This window comes from Flavobacterium sandaracinum (genome assembly GCF_004349135.1).
GTDB classification, from domain to species: Bacteria; Bacteroidota; Bacteroidia; order Flavobacteriales; family Flavobacteriaceae; genus Flavobacterium; species Flavobacterium sandaracinum.
In genome coordinates this window covers 68,390-92,866 of sequence record NZ_SMFN01000017.1, presented here as the reverse complement: position 1 = coordinate 92,866, position 24,477 = coordinate 68,390, and the positions used below count along the sequence as shown (strand labels likewise).

The 24,477-nt window shown below is 35.5% G+C and carries 25 protein-coding genes; 12 read left to right on the top strand and 13 right to left on the bottom strand.

What is annotated here, in order from left to right:
- The 7 genes from E0F91_RS13485 to E0F91_RS13455 all read right to left on the bottom strand — a co-directional run.
- On the bottom strand, positions 1-221 hold a 221-nt coding region (locus E0F91_RS13485), incomplete at its 3' end, for a DUF4372 domain-containing protein (protein ID WP_132065863.1).
- 317 nt (positions 222-538) lie between these two features.
- Positions 539-952 (bottom strand): RrF2 family transcriptional regulator, encoded by a 414-nt coding sequence (locus E0F91_RS13480; protein ID WP_132066980.1) that lies wholly within the window; start codon positions 950-952, stop codon positions 539-541.
- Between the two features lie 136 nt (positions 953-1,088).
- Positions 1,089-1,904, bottom strand: coding sequence for a TPM domain-containing protein (locus tag E0F91_RS13475; RefSeq protein WP_132066979.1), 816 nt, complete (start codon positions 1,902-1,904; stop codon positions 1,089-1,091).
- A complete protein-coding gene (locus E0F91_RS13470; RefSeq protein WP_132066978.1) occupies positions 1,904-2,341 on the bottom strand; it encodes a TPM domain-containing protein in 438 nt (145 codons plus the stop codon). The genes E0F91_RS13475 and E0F91_RS13470 overlap by 1 nt, the downstream gene beginning before the upstream one ends.
- Before the next feature lie 89 nt (positions 2,342-2,430).
- Positions 2,431-3,018 carry a LemA family protein gene (locus E0F91_RS13465; RefSeq protein WP_132066977.1) on the bottom strand — a complete coding sequence of 196 codons (588 nt, stop codon included), beginning with the start codon at positions 3,016-3,018 and terminating at the stop codon, positions 2,431-2,433.
- 66 nt (positions 3,019-3,084) lie between these two features.
- Positions 3,085-3,417, bottom strand: coding sequence for a MerR family transcriptional regulator (locus tag E0F91_RS13460; protein ID WP_099714491.1), 333 nt, complete (start codon positions 3,415-3,417; stop codon positions 3,085-3,087).
- Between the two features lie 112 nt (positions 3,418-3,529).
- Positions 3,530-4,507 carry a M23 family metallopeptidase gene (locus E0F91_RS13455; RefSeq protein ID WP_132066976.1) on the bottom strand — a complete coding sequence of 326 codons (978 nt, stop codon included), beginning with the start codon at positions 4,505-4,507 and terminating at the stop codon, positions 3,530-3,532.
- A gap of 387 nt (positions 4,508-4,894) precedes the next feature.
- On the opposite strand from E0F91_RS13455, the gene alaS reads away from it, so the two are divergent.
- The 5 genes from alaS (at position 4,895) to E0F91_RS13430 (ending at position 11,260) form a co-directional block, all read left to right on the top strand.
- On the top strand, positions 4,895-7,528 hold the full coding sequence (alaS, locus tag E0F91_RS13450; RefSeq protein ID WP_132066975.1) for an alanine--tRNA ligase: 2,634 nt from the start codon (positions 4,895-4,897) through the stop codon (positions 7,526-7,528).
- Positions 7,529-7,760: 232 nt separating this feature from the next.
- On the top strand, positions 7,761-8,540 hold the full coding sequence (locus E0F91_RS13445; RefSeq protein ID WP_132066974.1) for a hypothetical protein: 780 nt from the start codon (positions 7,761-7,763) through the stop codon (positions 8,538-8,540).
- A gap of 134 nt (positions 8,541-8,674) precedes the next feature.
- Positions 8,675-9,532: a hypothetical protein gene (locus tag E0F91_RS13440; RefSeq protein WP_132066973.1), complete on the top strand. Its 858-nt coding sequence runs from the start codon at positions 8,675-8,677 to the stop codon at positions 9,530-9,532.
- A gap of 148 nt (positions 9,533-9,680) precedes the next feature.
- Positions 9,681-10,637 carry a GSCFA domain-containing protein gene (locus E0F91_RS13435; RefSeq protein ID WP_132066972.1) on the top strand — a complete coding sequence of 319 codons (957 nt, stop codon included), beginning with the start codon at positions 9,681-9,683 and terminating at the stop codon, positions 10,635-10,637.
- Between the two features lie 2 nt (positions 10,638-10,639).
- Positions 10,640-11,260 carry a DUF4230 domain-containing protein gene (locus tag E0F91_RS13430; protein ID WP_132066971.1) on the top strand — a complete coding sequence of 207 codons (621 nt, stop codon included), beginning with the start codon at positions 10,640-10,642 and terminating at the stop codon, positions 11,258-11,260.
- A gap of 73 nt (positions 11,261-11,333) precedes the next feature.
- Here E0F91_RS13430 and E0F91_RS13425 read toward each other — a convergent pair whose 3' ends face one another.
- The gene (locus tag E0F91_RS13425) at positions 11,334-13,091 is read right to left on the bottom strand and encodes an aromatic amino acid hydroxylase (protein WP_132066970.1); all 1,758 of its coding nucleotides are present in this window, start codon (positions 13,089-13,091) and stop codon (positions 11,334-11,336) included.
- A gap of 350 nt (positions 13,092-13,441) precedes the next feature.
- Here E0F91_RS13425 and E0F91_RS13420 point away from each other — a divergent pair, with 350 nt between their 5' ends.
- On the top strand, positions 13,442-13,690 hold the full coding sequence (locus tag E0F91_RS13420) for a hypothetical protein (RefSeq protein ID WP_132066969.1): 249 nt from the start codon (positions 13,442-13,444) through the stop codon (positions 13,688-13,690).
- The gene (locus E0F91_RS13415; protein WP_073352681.1) at positions 13,687-13,980 is read left to right on the top strand and encodes a type II toxin-antitoxin system RelE/ParE family toxin; all 294 of its coding nucleotides are present in this window, start codon (positions 13,687-13,689) and stop codon (positions 13,978-13,980) included. The genes E0F91_RS13420 and E0F91_RS13415 overlap by 4 nt, the downstream gene beginning before the upstream one ends.
- A 35-nt stretch (positions 13,981-14,015) precedes the next feature.
- Here the strand turns inward: E0F91_RS13415 and E0F91_RS13410 are convergent, their stop codons facing one another.
- Genes E0F91_RS13410 through E0F91_RS13390 form a run of 5 tightly spaced genes read right to left on the bottom strand, consistent with a single transcriptional unit; the run spans position 14,016 to position 18,498 of the window.
- The gene (locus tag E0F91_RS13410; RefSeq protein ID WP_132066968.1) at positions 14,016-15,149 is read right to left on the bottom strand and encodes an esterase-like activity of phytase family protein; all 1,134 of its coding nucleotides are present in this window, start codon (positions 15,147-15,149) and stop codon (positions 14,016-14,018) included.
- Between the two features lie 60 nt (positions 15,150-15,209).
- Entirely contained in the window at positions 15,210-15,611 is a 402-nt protein-coding gene (locus E0F91_RS13405; protein WP_132066967.1) for a group III truncated hemoglobin, read from the bottom strand.
- Positions 15,612-15,669: 58 nt separating this feature from the next.
- On the bottom strand, positions 15,670-16,206 hold the full coding sequence (locus E0F91_RS13400) for a DUF4136 domain-containing protein (protein WP_132066966.1): 537 nt from the start codon (positions 16,204-16,206) through the stop codon (positions 15,670-15,672).
- 49 nt (positions 16,207-16,255) lie between these two features.
- Positions 16,256-18,292, bottom strand: coding sequence for a urocanate hydratase (locus E0F91_RS13395; protein WP_132066965.1), 2,037 nt, complete (start codon positions 18,290-18,292; stop codon positions 16,256-16,258).
- Between the two features lie 17 nt (positions 18,293-18,309).
- Positions 18,310-18,498, bottom strand: coding sequence for a C1orf53 family protein (locus tag E0F91_RS13390; protein WP_132066964.1), 189 nt, complete (start codon positions 18,496-18,498; stop codon positions 18,310-18,312).
- A gap of 123 nt (positions 18,499-18,621) precedes the next feature.
- Here E0F91_RS13390 and E0F91_RS13385 point away from each other — a divergent pair, with 123 nt between their 5' ends.
- From E0F91_RS13385 to hemL, 5 genes are all read left to right on the top strand, one after another.
- Positions 18,622-18,963 (top strand): hypothetical protein, encoded by a 342-nt coding sequence (locus E0F91_RS13385; protein ID WP_132066963.1) that lies wholly within the window; start codon positions 18,622-18,624, stop codon positions 18,961-18,963.
- 437 nt (positions 18,964-19,400) lie between these two features.
- The gene (locus E0F91_RS13380) at positions 19,401-21,233 is read left to right on the top strand and encodes a T9SS type A sorting domain-containing protein (protein ID WP_165930137.1); all 1,833 of its coding nucleotides are present in this window, start codon (positions 19,401-19,403) and stop codon (positions 21,231-21,233) included.
- A gap of 86 nt (positions 21,234-21,319) precedes the next feature.
- The gene (locus E0F91_RS13375) at positions 21,320-22,216 is read left to right on the top strand and encodes a 1-aminocyclopropane-1-carboxylate deaminase/D-cysteine desulfhydrase (protein WP_132066962.1); all 897 of its coding nucleotides are present in this window, start codon (positions 21,320-21,322) and stop codon (positions 22,214-22,216) included.
- A complete protein-coding gene (locus E0F91_RS13370; protein ID WP_132066961.1) occupies positions 22,209-23,120 on the top strand; it encodes a glucosaminidase domain-containing protein in 912 nt (303 codons plus the stop codon). The genes E0F91_RS13375 and E0F91_RS13370 overlap by 8 nt, the downstream gene beginning before the upstream one ends.
- A 30-nt stretch (positions 23,121-23,150) precedes the next feature.
- Positions 23,151-24,437, top strand: coding sequence for a glutamate-1-semialdehyde 2,1-aminomutase (gene hemL, locus E0F91_RS13365; protein ID WP_132066960.1), 1,287 nt, complete (start codon positions 23,151-23,153; stop codon positions 24,435-24,437).
- Positions 24,438-24,477: the final 40 nt, after the last annotated feature.

Sequence of the window (24,477 nt, the reverse complement as noted above, 5' to 3'; positions counted from 1 at the left end):
TGACAAACCCCTATACCAGTAGAAATATCACTCAAAGTATAGCATTTATTGAGCTGTCCGAAAGTTAAAGCTACGAACTGGTCATAAGTCTTGTATTTGCTACATCCTTTGTCACTTTGATGTTTTTTAATACACGATTCCAAAATCCAGCGAGGAACTAAATCTAATATTTGCCCAAGTAAAGGTTTATTGTTATTTTTGTTTCGTCTGAAGAGTCCCATAAAATTATTTTATTTTTCGCAAAACAAAAATAAGGGATTCTCAGACAATTTTAATTTCCGACTTTCGGATAGCAGTGATAAATTATATGTAATTAGTAGAATTTAAATTAAATTTTTTTAACTAACACATACACATCATTTGGGAATTCTTTTTTTTAATTATAATTAATTGATTTTTTTGGGATTGCTTGGTCAAAAAAGCAAACTTACTTAGGTACGTTTTCATACGTTTAAATTTGGATTGTTAATGATTTATTAAATTCGAGGCAAATATATAATTAATTCTATAAAATTAGTAGAGTTTAAAAAATATTTTTTTATTTTTTTACCAATGAAGCAATAGTAATACCTTCCATAGCTTTTAAAGTTTCTTCTCGAATGGTAATCAATCCGTGTCGTAGTAAGCATTCCGATTCATCGACGCAATCAGAACAGCGTTCGTAAAAATTCAATGATGCACAAGGAAGTAACGCAATTGCACCATCAAAAAGACGGTGAATGTCAGCTAAAGTAATTTCGTTTTTAGATTTCAAAAGATAATAACCGCCAAATTTTCCTTGTTTGCTTCCTACAAAATGTGCTCGTTTTAGGTCTAATAAAATCTGTTCCAAAAATTTTTTTGGAATAGAGGCTGCCTCGGCAATTTCGATAGTTCGAGAAACATGAGTTTCTTGTTGTTGCGCTAAATATAAAAGTGCTTTTAGTGCATATTTGGCTTTATGTGAAAGCATTTAGTAGGATTGATTTATATTTTCGAATAAATTGGCTCTTAAAACAGGACAAAAAGTATTAATTTTAAGAGCCATTATTTTTTAATCTAATTGTATTTGCTGTTTCATTATAGTAATGAATAGCGCAAACTAAGAGTTACCAGCCTCCGCTAGATCCGCCACCAGAGAAACCTCCGCCGCCAAATCCACCGCCGAAACCGCCTCCACCAAATCCACCACCAGAGGAACCGCCACCAAATCCACCGCCACCGCTGTTTCTTCCAAGGCTGCTGAGTATAATAACATCCAATAAACTAGGTCCAATGCCACCGCCTCTGTTTCCAGAATTACCGCCACCGCCACCTTTGTTTCTTGAAATAAGTACCAGTATAATGATAACAATAACGATTAAGGGTAAAATAGGGAATCCTTTATCTTTGGTTTTTTTAACACGTTCGCCTTTATATTTTCCCTTGAAAACATCAATAAGTGCGTCTGTTCCTTTGTCTAATCCATTGTAAAAACTTCCGGCTTTAAATTCAGGAATAATAATATTCCGAATTATTTCTCCACCAATTCCAGCAGTTAGTCGATCTTCTAATCCATAACCGGGATTGATTGCTATTTTTTTTTCGGCTTTAGCCAATAAAACAATAACACCATTATCGTCTTTCTCCGTCCCGCCAATTCCCCACGTTTGTCCCCATTTGGTTGCCAGTTGACTCACATCTTCGTTTTGAAGACTTTCAATCGTAATGACTACAATTTGAGTTGTGGTAGAATCAGAATATTTAATTAGTTTTTCTTCTAATTGTGCTTTTTCTGTTGCGCTGAGCACATTCGCATAATCATAAACTGAAGTTTGAAGAGTTGGTTTTTCAGGAATGGTAAATTGCGCAAAGCCAATTTGTGTGAATAATAAACAGACAAAAAGCTTTAGTGCAATTAGGGTACTCTTTTTTTGTAATAGCATTATCCTCTAGATATTTCGTTTGATAATTCATTTGTATTGCCTTCTTGCCATGGGAAATAATGTTGCAGTTGTTCACCTGCTCTGGCAATTCCATCAATAAGACCTTGCTTGAAATCACCTTTTTTGAACTCCGCCACCATAATATCTCGGGTGCAATTCCAAAAATCATTTGGTACAACATCATTAATTCCTCTGTCTCCGCAAATTACAAAATGGTGATCGTCTACTGCTAGATATATTAAGACACCATTTTGCAGCTCGGTTTCATCCATTTTCAATTCATGAAAAACTTCCAAAGCGCGATCGTACGCATCCATGGAAGTTGTTTTCTCTATATGAACTCTAATTTCGCCAGAAGTGTTCTTTTCAGCCATACGAATAGCTTCAACAATTTCTTGTTCATCTTCTTTGGTTAAAAAATCTTCTACTTTTGACATGGGATAAATTTTTGAATGATGATTAGCGATTTTTGACTGTAGAATGTCCTACAATCAAAAATCATTAATCGAAAATCTGAAATCGTTTTTTAGAAATTTACTTCAACTGGTTTGTCTGCACCTTCAACTGCATTAAAGTATGCTTTCTCTTTGAATCCGAATAATCCAGCAAATAAGCTGTTTGGAAACGTTTTGATGTGAGAGTTATATGGTTTTACGGCTTCGTTAAAACGTGTTCTAGCCGTTAGAATTTGATTTTCTGTACTGGCCAATTCGTCTTGTAATTTCAAGAAGTTTTGGTTGGCTTTCAATTCTGGATACGCTTCAACAGTTACTAATAATCGAGACAATGAACTGCTTACGCCACTTTGTGCTTTATTGAATTCAGCTAATTGTTCCGGAGTAATATTTGCTGGATCAATTTTTACAGAAGTAGCTTTGGAACGCGCTTCGATAACTGCTGTCAACGTGCCTTTTTCAAAATCAGCGGCACCTTTTACGGTATTTACTAAATTCCCAATAAGGTCATTTCTTCTTTGATACGCCGTTTGTACATCACCCCAAGATTGTTCTACATTTTGGTTTAACGTTACTGCAGTATTGTTAATTCCTTTAACCCAGCTGTAAATTGCAAAAATTACAACTGCTCCGATAATCCAAGGCAAAAATCTTCTCATGTTTATTTAATTTAGTGTTTAATATTTAATTGTTTAAAAAATGTAATTAGTAAGAAATTTTAATGATTATAATTCGTTTTTAATATTTGTTAATTGTGTGCGTATCGTTTCTAATTTTCGAATAATATCAAACTTATCTAGTGTTTTCTTTTGTCCTTCTTTCAAATGGGTTTTGGCACCTTCTAGCGTAAAACCTCTTTCTTTGACTAAGTGATAGATCAATTGTAAATTAGTGATATCCTCAGGGGTAAACATTCGGTTGCCTTTCGCATTCTTTTTTGGTTTCAGAATATCAAATTCATTGTCCCAAAAACGAATCAGCGAGGCATTCACATCAAATGCTTTGGCTACTTCGCCAATACTGTAATATCTTTTATCTTTAGAGAGTTCAATGTGCATGTTTTATGTGTTGTTCTAACTATTGTTTTTTTATTTTGATATTTAATTGATAGCAAGTATTTGTATTTTAACCCACTAACTTCTCACTCTTCATTCTTCATTTTTTACAAACTTAATCCAGCGATTGATTCTCCTGATTTGCCAGTTGTGCGATGACAACATATTCCACTGCCGAAATATTGCCGTAATAAAAATTAAGCGGATTCACTACTTTTTTATCCTTATGAACTTCATAATGCAAATGCGGAGCTTCTGATCTTCCTGTACTTCCCACATAACCAATAACATCACCTCGTTTTACGCGTTGTCCTGCTCTGGTATTGTATTTACTCAAATGGGCGTACAACGTTTCGTATCCAAATCCATGCCGAATAACAATATGATTTCCGTATCCTGAAGCGGTATTGTCAGCTTGTGCAACCACTCCGTCACCAGTGGCATAAATAGGTGTTCCACTTTTTGCCGTAAAATCCATGCCTTCATGCATTTTCCTTGCTTTTGTAAAAGGATCCGTGCGGTATCCAAAACCAGAAGCCATTTGTTTTAAATTTTCATTTTGTACTGGCTGAATGGCAGGGATGGCTGACAAAAAATCACTTTTAGCTTCTGCCAATTTCAAAATAACGTCTAATGATTTGGACTGAATCGCTAATTCTTTAGTCAAAACATCCATTCTTTTTGTGGTATTCATCACCAACTGCGAATTGTTATACCCTTCCAGCACTTTATACCTATTTTTCCCCTGAAATCCTGCCTCGCGAACTGAATCTGGAATGGCCGCTTTATTAAAATAGACCCGATACAAATTGTTGTCTCGATCTTCAATAGCTTCAAGAACACCATTTATCTGATCCATTTTTTTGTTCAGTAGCGCGTAATTCAGTTTCAAGTTTTCAATTTCACGGGCTTGCAAACGGTCTTTTGGTGTTTCAAAATAAGGAGTGTTCAATAAAATGATAAAACTTAAAAAACCAAACAACGCCGCTGCCAATAAAAACAAGATAACAACACCAAATTTTCTTCTTTTTTGTGTTTTTATTTTTCTATAGGCTAGATTTTCGGAATCGTAATAATATTTTACTTTCGACATATTTTAAAATACCCTATTTTTGCACACTGTAAAAGGTTAGACGAACAAATTTAAGAAATGTTTCATTTGTTACATCCTTTTTTCAGGAATAAATAAAATAATGTGCCTATTCCAGCTATTCGTTGCAAGTTCTCGTCTTGAAATCTTTTTTTCTAATGATCCAGCAGGAGCTTCCTCCGGTCGCTCTGCCAACCCAAGAAAAAATAGATTTCAAAACTTCAAAGCTTTCCACTGCAAACACTAAGTGTTCAGTGAACTCCGCTGAAAATAAGAGCATGTGAGATAATCTGGGGCAAAAAATTAAAATACTTAAGGATTTAAAGATTGAAAAATTCAATCCTAAACAATCTTTAAATTTTGGAATCTTTAAATATTTAAATTAAATCAATGACATCACAAGACGTACGCAAGCAATTTCTGGAATTTTTCGCATCAAAAGGACACTTAATCGTTCCATCGGCTCCCATTGTTCTTAAGGATGATCCAACCTTGATGTTCAACAATTCAGGAATGGCACAGTTCAAAGAATATTTTTTGGGGAACGGAACTCCAAAAAGCAACAGAATAGCCGATACGCAAAAATGCCTTCGTGTGTCAGGAAAACATAACGATTTGGAAGATGTAGGTTTTGATACCTACCACCACACCATGTTTGAAATGTTGGGAAACTGGTCATTTGGTGATTATTTCAAGAAAGAAGCCATCAACTGGGCGTGGGAACTTTTGACGGAAGTCTATAAAATCCCAAAAGAAAACTTATACGTTTCCGTATTTGAAGGGAATTCCGCTGAAAACGTACCTTTCGATCAAGAAGCTTGGGATATTTGGGCGGCATTAATTGATGAAGACCGCATCATTCTTGGAAACAAAAAAGATAACTTCTGGGAAATGGGAGATCAAGGTCCGTGTGGTCCATGTTCCGAAATTCACGTTGATATTCGTTCTGCAGAAGAGAAAGCGTTAGTTTCAGGAAAAAGTCTAGTAAACAATGACCATCCGCAAGTAGTGGAAATCTGGAACAATGTATTCATGGAATTCAACCGTAAAGCGGATGGTTCTTTGGAAAAATTGCCTGCAAAACATGTCGATACTGGAATGGGATTCGAACGTTTGTGTATGGCGTTGCAAGGAAAAACTTCCAATTATGACACGGATGTTTTTTCGCCACTGATTGAAAAAGTAGAACAAATTACAGGTTTTAAATATGTAGACAATGCTGTCACTCCGAGCGCAGTCGAGGAGAAAACGAATATCGCTATCCGTGTAGTGGTTGATCACGTTCGTGCAGTAGCTTTTGCTATTGCTGATGGACAATTGCCATCTAACACAGGTGCTGGTTATGTAATTCGTAGAATTTTGCGTCGTGCAATTCGTTACGGATTTACATTTTTAGATACCAAAGAACCTTTTATCAATAAACTAGTTGCTGTTTTGGCAAATCAAATGGGAGAATTTTTCCCAGAAATCAAATTGCAACAACAATTGGTTACGAATGTGATTCGCGAAGAAGAAGCTTCTTTCTTGAGAACATTAGACCAAGGATTGCAATTGCTAGATAAAGTTATTGAAGAGGAGAAAGGAACAATAATAGCAGGAGCAAAAGCATTTGAATTATACGATACTTTTGGATTTCCAATTGACTTAACAGCATTGATTCTAAGAGAAAAAGGATTCGAACTAGACGAAGTTGGTTTTAACGCTGCGATGCAAGAACAAAAAAATCGCTCTCGAGCCGCATCAGAAGTTTCAACTGAAGACTGGTCTGTTCTTATTCCTGGAAATGTAGAAACATTTGTAGGCTACGATCAATCAGAAAGTGATGTAAAAATCACTCGTATTCGCAAAGTGGATAGTAAAAAAGATGGGATTTTATACCAAATCGTTTTAGATAACACGCCTTTTTATCCTGAAGGTGGTGGTCAAGTAGGTGATAAAGGAACACTAGTTTCAGCAAATGAAACGATTGAAATCATCGACACGAAAAAAGAAAACAACCTGATTTTACATTTTGCAAAAAAATTACCAGAGAATATAGGTGCTGGGTTTGTGGCCAAAGTAAATCAGGATTTGAGGAATTTATCTTCTAGAAATCACTCGGCTACGCATTTGATGCACCAAGCCTTAAGAAGTATTTTGGGAACGCATGTGGAACAAAAAGGTTCATTAGTCAATCCGAACTATTTGCGTTTTGACTTTTCGCATTTTGCTAAAATGACGGAAACCGAATTGCAACAAGTCGAAGATTTTGTAAACGCAAGAATTCAAGAGCAATTACCTCTTATAGAAAGAAGAAATATTCCTTTTGCGCAAGCAGTTCAAGAAGGAGCAATGGCGTTGTTTGGAGAGAAATATGGTGATGAAGTTCGTGCGATTAAATTTGGCGAAAGCATGGAATTGTGCGGAGGAATCCACGTGAAAAACACTGCTGAAATTTGGCATTTCAAAATCGTTTCTGAAGGAGCGGTAGCTGCAGGAATTCGTCGTATTGAAGCGATTACAAGTGATGCCGTAAAAGCACATTTTGCTTCGTATGAAAACACATTAAATGAAGTGAAATCAGCCTTAAAAAATCCTCAGGATATTTTGAAAGCCGTTCATTCAATGCAAGAAGAAAATGCCAAATTAGCGAAACAAATTGAAGCTTTGGTAAAAGACAAAGTCAAAAATTTGAAAGCGAGTTTAATTGCTGAAATACAGGAAATAAACGGTGTTCAATTTTTGGCAAAACAAGTCGAATTGAGTCCGGAAGGAGCAAAAGATTTGGCGTATGAATTAGGGAATTTAGGGAATAATGTGTTTTTAGTTTTGGCTACAGCCGACGAAGAAAAACCAATGTTAACCTGTTATGTTTCTAAAGAATTAGTGGCGGAGAAAAATCTGAATGCTGGTCAAGTAGTACGTGAATTGGGTAAATTTATACAAGGTGGCGGTGGTGGACAACCGTTTTTTGCTACAGCAGGAGGGAAGAATGTAGCTGGAATTCAACAAGCTTTAGAGAAAGCAATTGAGTTTGTAAAGTAGAACAAATTTATTTTTTATAATAGAAACCCTTTTAGGACATAAGTTCTAAAAGGGTTTTTTTGTTTAAAAGAACGGATTTTAGAATCTTTATTGGGTATTGGAATTCGATTCAGAAGTAGTAGTTCAACCGAAATATGTGGATTGTAACGATGAATTTTGAAGTAGAATTTTAATTTGGTTAGATTTGTTGACTTTTGTGCCAAAATTAAAGGGAAAAAGCGATTGATTTATTATGAAAAATAAAATAGTGCTACATTTATTCTTGTCGTTTTTAGTGTTGACAATTTATTCGTGTTCAAATGATAATGACGACAGTATGAAATTGCTAAAGAAGGTCGTTGAGACCTCAGAAGGCGGTACTGCAGAAACGACCCTTTATACTTATAATGGTAATCAAATAGTTAGCATGGACGGTGCCAATAAGCGTACCGATTTCACCTATACTGAGGATTTGATTACAAAAAGGGTAACACAAAACAAAACAAATCAGCTTCTGGAGACTATTAATTACAGTTACTTTGAAGGGAAATTAGTTGAAGTTACATCTTTGGGTAAGTATAGAATTAAATACGTTCACAATGCAGATAAAACGGTTTCTTATGAAAAGTTCTCGATTGCTTCTGGGAATCAGCAAGTAAAAGAATTTCACGGAAAATTGTATTTTGAAAATGAAAATTTCATCAAAGACGAAAGAATTTTAGATAATACTGCATCAGGGACTTTGATAGAATATACTGTAAGTTTTGATTATGATGCAAAGTATAATCCGTTATATAATATTTTGGGTTACAAAAAATTGTTAGATTATAATGAAGAAATATCTTCGAATAATAGTTTGATAAGTACTGTAATTACAAGTGTTTCTAAAGACGACCAAATAACATCATCGGCTAATTTCTATACTAATTCTTTTAAATACGATTTAGATAATTACCCAATAGAACAGGTTTCAGAAAACAATGTTGCTACTAATGGAAATAGAGGCTATCTGAAAACGGAATATTTCTACTAGTACAAGAATTAGTTACCGATAATTCCATATACAAATCAAAACTCAAATATCGAATCAAAAGATATTTGAGTTTTTTTATGCAATTAATAGTGTTAAATTGCTTTTTTATACTTTAATTTATTAAAAATTAGAATATGAGAAAAATAGCTTTAGGATTAATTGTTTTGTTACTAGTGTTATCATCGTGTTCAGGCGATAGTGGTGAAAATGATACACCTGTAACTCCATCAACAGTACTCGTAAAAAAAATTATTGAATTAGATAAGGATGGAAAAGAATTGAGTACAACTGATTTTGTTTATAATGGAAACAAAATTGTTAGTGAAGTTACAGCGAAAAAAGATCTTTCGGTAGTTGGAAACATTGGCTTTTTGTATACTTATAAAACTGAGTATATTTATACGGGTAATTTAATCACTAGTATAAAAGTAAAGAATATTGGGAATAGTCAAGATAAGCTTGTTCTGAAAACAGATTTTTTTTATGATAGTAATGAAGATTTAATTTCTTCCACCAGAGAACAATATTTTGACACTTTTAAAGCTGTACTGAGAGTAGTTTATGCTAAAATAAATACTAGTGGAATCAATTGTAAAATGTATTCCAGTGATTCAAGGGATAATATAGAAACGCTGATATGGGAAGGTAAGTTTTCTTTTGATACGAATAAAAATTTGGTTAAATCAGAATCTTTGGACGCCAGTTTAATTTTTGGAAGTTTTGAGTATGATACAAAATCGAATCCTAAAAAGAGTATCTTAGGTTTAGATAAAATAGTGTTTCAAGAGATTCCGCCTCTTTATAATGTTTCTGCATTACGATACCATTTGCATAGGTTTAATAACATTTTGAAATCTAATATTTCGGGCTCTTTTCCTAGATACAATCAATATACTTATAATGCTAATGGATATCCAAGTGAGATGAAAGAGTTTTATATCTATAATGGAAACAATATACATGATGTAACTTTTCAATACTTTTATGAATAAGGATTTAAGTTTATAGGTTTAAGAACCCTTTTAGCGTGTAAAACTCTAAAAGGGTTTTTTAATTTTAGATTTTTATAGCCAATGAAAAAAGAGTGAAACACCATTTAATTCACTAAAATTATTCAAATTTGTAGTAAATACAATAGCAATGCAATTCAGAACCCAAATCCCCATTTCTAAAAGTAATCATCCTTTAGATTACAATTCAAAGATTGTCTCTTTAGGTTCTTGTTTTGCTGAAAATATGGGAGATAAATTCCAGTATTTTAAATTTCAAAATACCATTAATCCGTTCGGGATAATTTTCAATCCGGTTTCTATTGAGAAAATTATCCAAAAAGCCATCAATACAGCATTATTCACCGAAAAAGACATTTTTTTTCACAATGAACGCTGGCATTGTTTTGACGTGCATTCTGATTGGAGTAATTCAAATAAAGAAGATTTACTAGCATCTTTAAATGCACTAATCAGATTAACTAACCAGCAACTAGCCCAATCAACACATATTATCATAACGTATGGCACCTCGTGGGTTTATCGAAATATAGAAAGTGATTCTATTGTGGCGAATTGCCATAAAGCGCCACAAAAGCAGTTCAAGAAAGAATTGCTTTCTGTTGAAGGAACAGAAAAAAGTGTTGCAAACACAATCAAATTAATTCATGCTGTAAATCCTAATTGCACTATTATTTTTACGGTTTCTCCGGTGCGTCACATCAAAGATGGTTTTGTCGAAAATCAAGTAAGTAAAGCAAATTTAATTTCTGCTTTGTATACTGTTTTGCAATTTCCTCCTTCGGCGGCGGAGGGGGTTTACTTTCCCAGCTACGAAATCATGATGGACGAACTGCGGGATTACCGTTTTTATGCTGAAGATATGTTGCATCCCAACCAAGTGGCAATCGATTATATTTGGAAACGTTTCAAAGAAATTATGATTTGTGAAAGCGCTTTGGCTACGATGGAAGAAGTAGAGCGTGTCCAAAAAAGTCTTTCGCACAAATCTTTCAACCCAAATTCAGAAAGTCATTTGAAATTTGAGTCTAAAGTCCGAGAAAAAATCACTATATTGGAGAATCAATATTCATTTATGAAATTTTAATTATGCTTAGAAGAATACTTATCGCAATAGCAGTTATCGGTGGAATATTTTTATTGTTTAAATATTGTGATTTTAAGAAAAACGGAGATGAAGATATCACTTACAACACAAATCTTATTCAGCAACAAATTCTAAATGTTGGTAAATTAGTAGTTACCGAAGGTCATTTCTCGGAAGTGATAACTTATAAAAATCAACAAAAGTACATGATGGACATGCTTTCTTTCGAGAAAAAAGCTTTAGTTGTTGTCAATGCCGATGTGACTGTTGCATACGATTTGCACAAAATAAAGTATGATATCGATGAGAAAAATAAAACCATTACGATTGTTAGCATACCAAAAGAAGAAATTAAAATTAGTCCTGATATTCAGTTTTATGATGTGGAGCAGAGCAAATTAAATCCGTTCACGGGAGAAGATTACAATAAAATCAATAAATCTGTAAAGGCAAATTTGGCTAAGAAAATTGAGAAATCATCTTTGAAAACCAATGCGCAAAATCGATTAATTAGTGAGTTATCCAAACTTTTAATTACCACCAGTCAGCTAGGTTGGACCTTAAAATACGATGGAAAAGTGATTGAAACCGAGAAGGATTTTGGAAAGCAAATCAAATTGTAATTCAAAAACTTAACCGCAGATGCACCGATTTTAAATAATTCTAAAAATCTGTGAATCTGCGGTTGGTTTTTATCTAAGCTTTCTCTTTGTCAAAAATCAAGTCTAAACCTCCAGCAATCAAATGCGCTACTTCAGGTCTTTTGTTTTTTAATTGATCAAGATATACCATTATTTCTTGCAACAATTGCGGCTCGGTTCTATCGTTTAAAAGTTCTACAATTTCAACGGCTAGCAACCAATCGTTTGGGTGATTGTTTTGTAGTTTTTCAAATAGTGGTGCCAAAGAAGTTTCCGTATCCTTGGTTTCTCTTGTGTTTCGAACCGTTTGGTATAAAATTTCTAAATCATCGCGTTCAGCCGAATGTTTGGCTTTTATAGTGGTGCTGGACGGAAGGTGTGAAATCAAGTCAAAACTATTCACGTCAGCAGGACCTGAAAAAGCCGAAATTACTTTCTTGCCTACCGCCATATCGTAAACTCCCCATTCTGGTTGGAACAAAACAGTTTTTCCATGCGTAACCGTACAGTTTTTAAAGCGAATCAGCGTAATTTCTCCTTGTAAATTTCTGGAACCGGTAACAATTTCACCTTCAACAGTGATTCCGCCTTCAAATTCCAGTTTAACGGTTTTAGATTCTAAAATATCGTAGGCATTCAAGTCTTTCGGACTCATATCTTCAATGGCTAAGTTGATGCCTTCTAGCTTTCCTATTGGACTTCCAAAGCCTTCTGGGTGGGTCAAAGTGCCATGTCCTACTAACTCTTTCTCTCTGTAAGCCAAAGCTGTTTTACCAGTAGTTTGTATGTAAATAGGTTTGCCATCCTGCTCGATAACCGAACTGAAAACACCTGAAATTTGTAAGCCAGTACTCAATTCAATAGTTCCTAAAGCATTCGAGTCAATAAGCTTATTAATTCCCGATAAACCGCCAGTGCGAAGTGCCATTTTATTGGCAAATTCTTCTAAAACCAAATTCAAATACGCAAATGTTGGCGTAACATACAATTGTGGTTGCAGTTTTGTAATATCAAAATTTTGCGTAGCAGCCGAAATATCATACGGTATTTTCTTTACTTCCGGTGTCATGCAATGCGCACTTTCACCAATAGAAGACAGTAAACCAGCGCCGTAAATTTTTGGATTCTCGACTGTTCCGATCAAACCGTATTCCACAGTCCACCAGTGTAGGTTTCGTATTTGGGCCATTTCGGATAATTCGCCCATGTTGTTCTGTAAATCTTCCACCGCTTTTTCAGCAGCATCAATCGTAGCTTGTGGCGTATCTTCGGCTTCCTTCACAATCGAAAGCAGTCGGATTGCTTCATACATTTCGTAGTCTTTGTGTGAAGAAATCGCCTTACAGCCTATCTCTCCAAAACGGCGTAAGTATTCCGCATATTCTGGATTTGCAATAATAGGCGCATGACCAGCACCCTCGTGAATAATATCCGGTGCAGGCGTGTATTCTATATGTTCGAGTTGGCGAATGTCTGATGCAATTACAAGAACATTATAGGCTTGGAATTCCATAAACGCATTAGGCGGAATAAATCCATCTACAGCAACTGCTGCCCAACCTATTTCGGTTAAAATCCGATTCATCCCATACATACTCGGGATCTTGTCAATCTCAATTCCTGTTTTTTTCAAACCTTCCAAGTAGGAACTATGCGCCACTTTTGATAAATACGCTACATTTTTGCGCATCACATAACGCCAAACCGCTTGGTTTATAGGCGTGTAATCGCTATAGTCCTGAGGTTTAATAAATTGTCGTAAGTGCTTTGGCAATCGGTCTAATAACGGATTGCTTTCTATAATTGAGTTCATATCGAAAACGTTGTAGTTCTACTGCAAAAGTACGAATTTCAGGAGCGATTTCCCGCTTTTCATTGCAAGTTTTTGCAAACCCGTTTGTTTTTCTAAAGTTTATAAAAGAGCTTCCTTTGGTCGCTTTTTATAAACAAGAAAAACCAAAACGGCTTTTGCAAAAAGCTTTCTATTTCACTCGGGGCTAGGGCATTTGGGGGATTTATGAAACAGTATCGTTTAAATTTTATGTGGTTTTTATAACTATTTAGTTTTGTTATCCCTTATGATATTTGGTTCTAATGAAAAAGGAATCTCTGTACAACTGTGCGTTAAAAAATGGTATCTTTACTCTATTAAATGAAAGTGTTATGAATATCGAGTTATATAAGAATCAGATTATCAAAAAACTAATAGCAGTTCAAGATGAAAAGCTATTAGAGCAAATAGAGTCTATTTTAAACGGGAATTATGTTGTTGCAAATACTTTTGAAGGTAAATTTTTGACTAAAACCCAGTACATAGAGCACATAGAATCTATTAGTCAATCTGTTGCAGATGGAGCAGAAACCTATACTTCAGAACAAGTTAGAAGCCATGTTTTATCTCAAAAGAAATGATTGTAATTTGGTCTCAGGAAGCTAGTAAATCGCTTTCTGAAATTTATAATTATATTTTTGAGGATAGTCCACAAAATGCAGACAAAGTTTTGAATAAGATAATTGATTTGGTAGAGTCGTTACAGGATGAACGCTATGAATATTCAATTGATCCTATTATTAATAAAGAAAAATTCCGACATATAAGTATTTGGTCTTACAAAATTATATATGAACGGACGAATGAGAAAGTCCTGATTCTAGACATTTTTAATGGAAAGCAAAACCCGGATAAATTGAAAAAGTTTTAATAATCCACAACAACTGTTAAGTATTGTTTTAAAATCTACTCCACCACCTCAAACACCAATACCTGCGTTTTTTGCTTCTCCGAAAAATTATTATCAGATACAAAAATCAAGGAGGAATTACCATTGGCTAATTTTGGTCCAAAAGTAAGTCCTTCGATATTATCAATAAAAATTCCCAAATCATCCATGTTTAGGATCAGTTTTTTAGATGCCAAATCTAATTTTTGGTTTTGTAACGAGTTGTAGTTTTTTACATCAGTAGCTTTTTTCAAGTCACATAAAAATACTTTTACCGTGCAGGCTTGTGTTCCCGTTGAGTAGGAACGCTCCACTACTAATAACTGATTTTTACCATAATACTGAATCGCTGAAACGCCATTGACCGCAAAACTTCCTTTTGGATTGGGCTCAAGAGCAATGGGTTCTAATTTATAGCCGAATTGAGCGGTATTCTTTTTAGTTTTCGCATCAAATTGATAGATTCGGATGTATCCGCCGTTGCTGGTATTGGCTTGGTCTCCATCTTCAAAAAGTGGTTCTTCAATGTTGGTGTAAATGTTTTTGTACTTTTTGTCAAAAGTAATTCCTTCTAAAGTGCCGTTATTTCTTGGCCCTTTTTCTTGTTGCTGCATTTTTAAATTTTCCGGCAAGGTGACATTGCCTAGAAAATTACCTTTTAAATCCATGAAATTCAAGGAAGGATCTTGCAACACTTGTTTGTCTCCAGTTATCACTCGTGCCCCTTCGCTACTCCAAACTAAAGTGTTTGTTTTTGGGTTGTATCGAATATCTTCGGGATCTGTTGAAGTATTGGGTGTGGTGTTCCAATTGCCATAAACGTCTCCACTTTCGTTTTTTAAATAGTTAACACTTTGGAAAACGATGTTTTGTATTTTGTTTTCAAGTAACGGAATTTTGGCAGTATAGAAACGAGCCTCGTTAAACATCGATCTGTCATCACAAATCAGGTAATACAAATCGTTTTTTGCATCATAATCTATGCCGGACAATCCGCCTACTTTTGTATTCTGAAACGTTTCCTCAAATGGAATTTCAATGGTGCTGATTAGTTTTAAATTGGGAGCTGGCGTGTTTTCAGTAGTTTGTTTTAAATTAGAACAAGAAAATAGAAAAGTTGGTAAAACGACAAGAAATAATAATCTACGCATAAAAGAATGTGTTAGTGTTTGCGAAAAAGACAGATTTTAGATTAAAAACTACTTTTGAAACTATGAATTGTTCGTTTGGTTTTTTTCAAGATTACGGAAATAGTCAATTTTGTAGTTGAACATTTCTGCCATGTTTTTAGCTCGGTATTTCGCTTCATCGGCTAATGGCCCTGCAAATAAACGATCCGTAGTTTGTGTGAAAATTTCCATCCAGCGGTCAAAATGTTCTTTGGCAACCGGTAATTGTTTGTGCGGCGGAAAGGGGCTACCGGAATAGGAATGTACTTCGAGCAAGATAGTTTGCCAAAAGCGGTACATTTTTTCCAGATGTTCCGGCCAGCGATCGCCTATTTTTTCATTGAATATAGGTCCAATGAATTCGTCTTTTTGAACTTTAGAATAAAAAGTATCTACTAGTAATTTGATATCTTTAAGTGTAGAAATGTCGGTTTGTGGTGTCATAATTGGGTATAAAAAAGCCTACGCAAAGGTAGGCTTTAAGTTTTATTGTAGTTGAAATCTATTTTTCTTTTGGTGGAAATTGTTCCAGAATTTTAGCAACAAATACATTGATTCTATTTTCTTTATCTTTTCTATTTTGCGTTAGATATCCAATGCCTTCGCCCTGCCATACTAATTCTTTTTTCTTACCGTCAATTAAATCTATAAATAAAGTTCCTTCCGTTGAGGATGAAGCTATAGTGTTTTGTCCTCCCCACATGAAAGGATTCCATCCCCAACCCCAACCGTATCCCCAACCCATGTTGAATTGATTGACATCTATTTTCTCTCTTTCTTTGGTAAAAATGTTGATTAATAAATCAGGATTTTCACTTTTGGTCATTCCTTTTTTACTCAATTCCCGATCGATGGCATTGAGTATTCTTTTCTTATCTAATTCTGAAATTTCAACTTTGTCAATTCCTTTTTTGTGAAAAGCATAGGTTTTATATTGACTAAAATCTACTTTATTATCAAAATCAGAATAGACTCTTACAGAACTGCACGAGGCAAATACGAAGAGGAGCAATACGGGGAGGAGTTTAATTGTTTTCATGATGTATTTATTTGATAATTAAATATCGATTAAAGATATGTCCAAATTTTTAAAAATCCAACAAATTGTCGGCTACTACATTAGGGATGGTTACTTTCAATAAAGGTTGCGTCTCCATCGCTCTTTTTATAGCAAATACGGCTCCTTCATTTCTAGCCCAACTTCTTCTGGAAATCCCATTATTGACATCCCAGAAAAGCATTGATGCTAAACGTTTTGAAGCTTCTTTAGATCCATCAAGAACCATACCAAAACCACCGTTAATTACCTCGCCCCAGCCAACTCCTCCGCCATTGTGAATGGATACCCAAGTGGCGCCACGAAAGCTGTCTCCAATAACATTTTGAATGGCCATATCTGCTGTAAAACGGGAGCCGTCATAAATATTAGAGGTTTCTCTATAAGGCGAATCGGTGCCAGAAACATCGTGGTGATCCCTTCCTAAAACGATTGTTCCTATTTCGCCTTTGGCTATAGCCTGATTAAAAGCTTCAGCAATTTTTACACGACCTTCAGCATCAGCATAAAGGATGCGGGCTTGTGAACCCACAACCAGTTTATTTTCCTGAGCGCCTTTGATCCAGTGAATGTTATCCTGCATTTGTTGCTGAATTTCGTCAGGAGCAGTTTTTGCCATTTCTTCCAGAACTTGGCAAGCAATTAAATCAGTTTTGGCTAAATCTTCGGGCTTTCCCGAAGCACAAACCCATCGAAAAGGGCCAAACCCATAATCAAAACACATAGGGCCCATAATATCTTGTACATAACTTGGGTATCTGAAATCGATATGGTTTTCTGCCATTACATCAGCACCGGCGCGGGAAGCTTCTAATAAGAACGCATTTCCATAATCAAAGAAATAGGTTCCTCTAGCAGTGTGTTTATTGATAGCAGTTGTGTGTCTGCGTAATGTTTCTTGAACTTTTATTTTAAATAAATCAGGTTTTTCAGCCATCATTACATTGGCCTCTTCAAAGGAAATGTCAGCTGGGTAATACCCGCCCGCCCACGGATTATGAAGCGAAGTCTGATCGGAACCTAAATCGATGTGGATATTTTCTTCGTCAAATTTTTCCCAAACATCAACCACGTTTCCTAAATAACCGATAGAAACAATTTCATTATTGGCTTTCGCCAAAGCTACTCTTTTCACTAATTCATCCACATTTTCAATGACTTCATTGATCCATCCTTGACTGTGGCGAATGTGCGTTATTTTTGGGTTTACTTCGGCACAAACGGTAATACAACCTGCAATATTTCCAGCCTTTGGTTGTGCGCCACTCATTCCGCCCAAACCTGAAGTAACGAATAAACCGCCTTTTGGACTGCGTTTTATTTTACGGAAACCATTCAAAACCGTAATAGTGGTTCCGTGTACAATTCCTTGTGGACCTATGTACATGTAGCTCCCTGCGGTCATTTGTCCGTATTGCGAAACGCCTAATGCATTCATTTTTTCCCAATCGTCCGGTTTAGAATAATTAGGAATTACCATTCCATTGGTCACGACAACTCTGGGTGCTTCTTTGTGGGAAGGAAACAAACCCATAGGATGTCCGGAATACATGGTCAAGGTTTGTTCCTCGGTCATTTCTGATAAGTATTGCATCGTCAATAAATACTGTGCCCAGTTTTGAAAAACAGCTCCATTGCCACCATACGTAATCAATTCATGCGGATGTTGTGCCACAGCATAATCCAAATTGTTTTGAATCATCAGCATAATGGCTTTTGCTTGCTCAGATTTACCTGGATATTCAGTAATTGGACGCGCACGCATTTCATAATCGGGGCGCAAACGGTACATATAAATGCGGCCGTAGGTTTCTAGTTCTTCTAAAAATTCTGTGATTAATTCGGCGTGATGTTGCGGTTCAAAATAACGTAAGGCATTACGTAACGCCAGTTTTTTTTCTGCTGTCGAAAGGATTTCTTTGCGCTTTGGTGCGTGATTGATTTCTATTTCGTATGGTTTTGGTTTGGGTAAGACCGAAGGAATTCCTTGTTGTATTTGTTCTTGAAAAAGCCCCCTAACCCCCGAAGGGGGAATTATACTAGGAGCTATTTGGGGTGAATTATTCATATTAGTACGAGCTTTTATTATTCATAGTCTCTTCTTTTCCCCCCTTTGGGGGTTAGGGGGCTTGCATACGGACAATGTCTACAACCGCTTTTACAGCAATACCCCCTTTTTAAATGGTGCTTTTCAGTAAAACATTTGTATCCTTCCGGAGTGTAATAGAAATCTTCCCCTTCTGTCATTTTATTTTCCTTACTTTGTTCAATCATAATTGGGATTGTTCTGTGGTGTGCGTAGAACCTATTTTTTCAATTAACCGCATCTCTCAAACGATTGCGTTTTTTATTAAAGGATACGCCTTTATCAATACAAATTTATAAATTTTATAGCGAATGTTTCTAATTGTTGCTAAATATTTAATTCCAAAAGGATATCGCGGTGTCACTCTATTTCCGTTTGTATTGTTAAAATATCGGGAAGATTTAAAAGATACTATTCTGATTAATCACGAAAAAATCCATCTTCGTCAGCAAGTAGAACTTTTAATCGTGCCGTTCTTTATTTGGTACCTATTAGAATATATTTTTCGTTTGTTCCAATATAAAAGCGCCAATCTCGCCTACAGAAACATTAGTTTTGAAAGAGAAGCGTATGCTAACGAAAAGAATAATCAATATCTGGCTAGAAGATCTTTCTTTCGGTTTATAGAGTACGTAGTACTGCATAAAAAATAACTGTAGTACTATTTTTATACTTTTGGCACCTCTTTTCTAAAGTGCACTCTATTTAAAGTTTCCCCTATTTAAATTCTCATTTTTAGTCGTTTTTGATCATTTTTTTTCGAGTCTGTATTTGGACAATTTCCGATTTTTTTCAAATTATTTTTATAAGAAAATAATTATTTAAAATTAAAAAACATGTATTTAAACGATTATTTATACTTTTTATCGGTATTAATGCAGTTTGCTATTGTCTTTTTTTTGTAATTTTAGATGAAAATACGAGATTGTGGATTTGTATTGTCAAAAACAAAATTAGTATAGGCACAAGCAGATCTGTTTTTTAGGTCTACGGAATTCCTGTTTAGACATGAAAGGGGGGTAGTATTCTAAAAGGAATATCGTATTTAAAAACAAAAAAAATAGCATTAACTCAATTAAATGACACGGTTATGGACAGAGAACTACTTAAAAAAATAATGATGATTGTCACTGTGCTTTTAATTCAAAACCCCATTAAAGCCCAAATGTATGTAAGCCCTAATAGCTATGTTTTTGCCAGTAATGAGGTTGTTTTTATTGGGCAAGATTTAGCGTTAAATGCTGCTACTAGTGCTTTTTATTTAAGGGAAAATGCACAGCTTTTACAAGGATCTACAGGTGATGGAGCAAATAGTGGATTGGGTAGTTTGTCCGTCTTTCAAAAAGGATCGACCAATAATTTTCAATACAATTATTGGTGTTCGCCAGTAGGAGGCACTATTGCAACTGCCGGAAATTCTCCTTTTGGAGTGACGCAACTTAAGGATATTGATGGTTTGATTACTTTCAAAGAGCCTTCTATGTTGCCAATGAATAATTATAACGGTACGGCAAGCCCCTTAGCAATAGCCCCGTTTTGGATCAATAAATTAACAATTGCATCACAATATTCAAGTTGGATTCAGGTAGGATCTAATTCCAGTTTAAATGCTGGAGAAGGATTTACAATGAAAGGAACGTCAGGGACTAATGTATTTACAATAAACGGAGTTCAGAACAATCCGGGAAGCCAACAGCGATATGATTTTAGAGGCAAACCAAACGATGGAACAATAACTATTCCTGTTGGATTTGAGCAATTTACACTGACGGGAAATCCGTATCCTTCGGCAATTGATTTATCTGCTTTTTTAATTGAACAAACAAATTGTACTGGTATTGCTTATTTTTGGGAACAAGATCCTACTGTGAATTCGCACTTTATAGCGGATTACAAAGGAGGGTATGGCACTTTTGCTCCTGGTGATTTGGGAAGCACTGGAGTTTATGTTCCTGCCACTTTTTATTCGTATGATGGTTCTGGAAATGAAGGCAGTGAAGGTGGAACTGGAGGAGAATATGAAAGACGTTTTTCTCCTATAGGGCAAGGGTTTCTAATTGATGGTGATGAAAACGGTACAGTACAGATGAAAAATAGTTACCGTGTGTTTGTTAAAGAAACACCAGTTGTTGCCTCTTCCAGTAAAATAAAAAGTACGGCTAAAGCAAAAAGCACTACGAGTTTTATGACTTCAATGCAGGCAGTATCCGGATTTGATTATTCGACGGTAAGTGTAGCTCCAACACCGCAAATAAGATTCAATACCTTGATGAACAATCAAGGAGTACGTCAATTAGCATTAGCATTAATTCCTGAAGCAACTGATGGGGTCGATCGAGCCATGGATGCGCTGTCTTCTGGAGATAATGACCAGTCGGATGTTTACTTTGTAATTGAAGGCTCAGAGTTTATTATTAATGCCGTAAATTTTGATATTGACAAAAAAATTGCGATTGGTTTTAGAAACAACAAACCAGCCAATTACAAAATTACAGTAAAAGAAATGGTGAACTTCACAGGCGCAAATGAAGTTTATTTGCATGACAAAGTGAAAGATGCATATTATGATATTAAAAATGATTTTCATGAATTAGATCTGCCAACTGGCGAAAATAACTCGCAGTTTGAAATAACATTTAAAAATAATGGTACTTTGGATGTTGATGAAGCGGCAGCAGAAAATTTTGTGATCTTTCAAAATAATCCAACTAAAAATGTAGTGATTAGTAACCCTCTACTTATGGATCTTGATACTTTTGGTTTGTATGACGTAGCGGGTAAATTGATTTTCGTCAAAAAAGATTTAGGAGTGAACGCCTCTTATGAATTTTCTACTTCGGGTTTAGGAGACGGTATTTACATCGTTAAGTTGGCGGCCAAAGATAAAGGAGTGGTAGGCAAAAAAGTGATCATTAAAAACTAAAAATCATAAAACAATTCAAAAATGCAATCTGAAGAGGTTGCATTTTTTTATATTTAAACTTTACCTTTGCATCAAAAGCAATTCCTTTGAATCAAAAGTTGACCACATCATTTTCGAACGGTATTTCAGTGCAAATCAAAAGGGAAGATTTGATACATCCCTTTGTTTCTGGAAATAAGTTTAGAAAGCTCAAATACAATTTGCTTCAAGCCAAAGCTGATAATCAACAAACATTGCTTACTTTTGGAGGTGCTTTTTCTAATCACATTGCTGCAGTGGCTTTTGCAGGCAAAGAACGTGGATTCAAAACTATTGGAATCATTAGGGGAGAGGAAGTAGCTCATAAAGTCAGTGACAATCCCACGTTATTATTTGCCCAAAATTGCGGTATGCAATTGGAATTCATTTCTCGGGAAGAATACCGGTTGAAAAGTGAAGTGTCTTTTATTGATAACTTGAAACAAAAATTCGGCAATTTTTATCTAATTCCAGAAGGCGGAACAAATGCGCTGGCGATCAAAGGCTGCGAGGAAATAATTACGCCCGAAGATACTGATTTTGATTATATTTGTTGTTCCATTGGGACCGGCGGTACCATTTCTGGATTAATTAATAGTGCTTTGCCTCATCAAAAAGTTTTAGGTTTTCCTGCATTAAAAGGAGACTTTTTAAAAGAGGAAATTCTCAATTTTGTTCAAAATGAGAATTGGGAGCTTTTAACAGACTATCATTTTGGTGGATATGGAAAAATAAATGCAGAACTAGTGTTATTTATAAATCAATTTTATGCTGAAAACCAAATTCCTTTGGATCCTATTTATACTGGAAAGATGGTTTATGGCGTTATAGATTTGATACACAAAAATTATTTTCCTGCCGAATCAAAAATTTTAATGATCCACACTGGAGGAATTCAAGGAATTCAAGGAATGAATATGAAACTAAAAAACAAACAGTTACCAACAATAGATACCTATGTTTAAAAAAATCCTACTCCTTTTAACCCTACTTACTTTAATAGGTTGTACTGCCACCAAACCTGTTATTGTAACGACAAAAAAAACACCTTTAAAATCCAAAACGGTGGTGGTTAGAACGGTCAAAAAAACAAATGCAATTAGACCAAATACGACAAAAACAAACACCTCAAATCCTGTAAAACCTGAACCAAAGACGAATGATACAGAAACAATCGTTTCTACTTCAAGAACCGTAGTCACAAACGATGTTGTTCGCGTTTATATTTCTCAGTACAAAGACGTGGCAATGGGAAATATGCGAAATTACGGAATCCCAGCAAGTATTATATTGGCACAAGGAATTTTAGAATCGGGTGCAGGAAGAGGCGATTTAGCGATGAATGCCAACAATCATTTTGGTATAAAGTGTCATGTAGGTTGGACCGGAGATAGTGTCAAACATGATGATGATGCAGCACAAGAGTGTTTTCGAAAATATAATAATCCATCGGAATCGTTTAAGGATCACGCTGTGTTTCTAACCGGAAGAAGCAGGTATGCGAAACTTTTTGGATTTTCAAAAGGGGATTATAAAGCATGGGCCAGAGGACTTCGAACCGCGGGATACGCAACAGACCCCAAATATCCAGATAAATTAATCTCCTATATCGAGCGCTACAATTTATATCAGTATGACAATCAGGTTTTGGATGTCAATTATGTTTTCAATGAAAAACAGCTGGTAGAGGAACGCACCATCGAAGCCAGAAATCCTGTCAATACTAGTTTGGCTTCCTACATAGTTCAAAAAGGAGATACGCTCTATTCGCTTTCTAAAAAATTCGATGTACGCGTAGAAGATTTAAAACAAAAAAACAATCTTTCGGACAATACACTTTCTATTGGACAACGATTAATGGTAAAATAATTAAAAACAACTATAATTCATAATTCATAAATGGTATACAAAAGAAGTAGTCAGCTTTTTGCTGAAGCAGAAAAAGTAATTCCAGGAGGTGTCAATTCGCCAGTACGAGCTTTTAAAGCGGTGGGTGGAACTCCAATTTTTGTCAAAAGTGCCAAAGGAGCCTATTTGTACGATGAAGACGGAAACCGTTTGATAGACTATATCAATTCTTGGGGACCTATGATTTTAGGACATGCTTATGAACCAGTGGTTCAAGCCGTAATTGAAAAAGCGAAATTAGGAACGTCGTTTGGAATGCCAACAGAATTGGAAACGCAAATTGCAGCTTTAGCGGTTTCGATGGTTTCAAATATCGATAAAATCCGATTTGTAAACTCAGGAACAGAAGCTTGTATGAGCGCAGTAAGATTGGCTCGTGGTTTTGCTAAAAAAGATAAAATAATAAAATTTGCAGGTTGTTATCACGGACATTCGGATTCTTTTTTAATTCAAGCGGGAAGTGGAGCAATCACTTTTGGTTCACCTAACAGTCCGGGAGTTACTGCAGGAACAGCCAAAGATACTTTGCTGGCAACATACAACGATTTAGAAAATGTAGCGGCTTTAATTGAAGCGAATAAAAATGAAATTGCAGCGATAATCGTAGAACCTGTTGCAGGGAATATGGGTTGTATTCCGCCAAACAAAGGCTTTTTAGAGGGCTTGCGCCAAATGTGTACTGACAATGATATTCTATTAATCTTTGATGAGGTGATGACCGGATTCAGGTTAGCTGCAGGTGGAGTTCAAGAATTACTAAATGTAAATGCTGATATCGTTTGTTTCGGAAAAGTAATTGGAGGAGGTTTGCCTGTTGGTGCTTTTGGCGCTCGTGCCGAAATCATGAATTATCTGGCGCCGTTAGGTCCCGTGTATCAGGCAGGAACATTGTCAGGAAATCCATTGGCTATGGCTGCAGGATTAGCCATGTTACAGGCTTTAGATAGTGATCGTGCTATTTTTCAAAGATTAAAAGAGAAAACAGCCTATTTGGCTGCAGGAATTGATAAAGTGCTGAAAGCAAATAATGTTACATTTACGATCAATACCATTGGCTCCATGATTTCAGTTCATTTTGATGCAACGCCAGTTGTAGATTTTCAAACCGCGGCAAAGGGCGATAACGAAACCTTCAAGAAATTCTTTCACGGTTTATTGGAGGAAGGAATCTACATAGCGCCATCAGCCTATGAAACCTGGTTTATTACCGATGCATTAACGTATGAGGATTTAGATTTTACCATTCGAGCGATAGATAAAGTTTCGAAAACCTTTTAAACCTAAAAAAGCCCCAATCGGGGCTTTTTCATGAACTAAG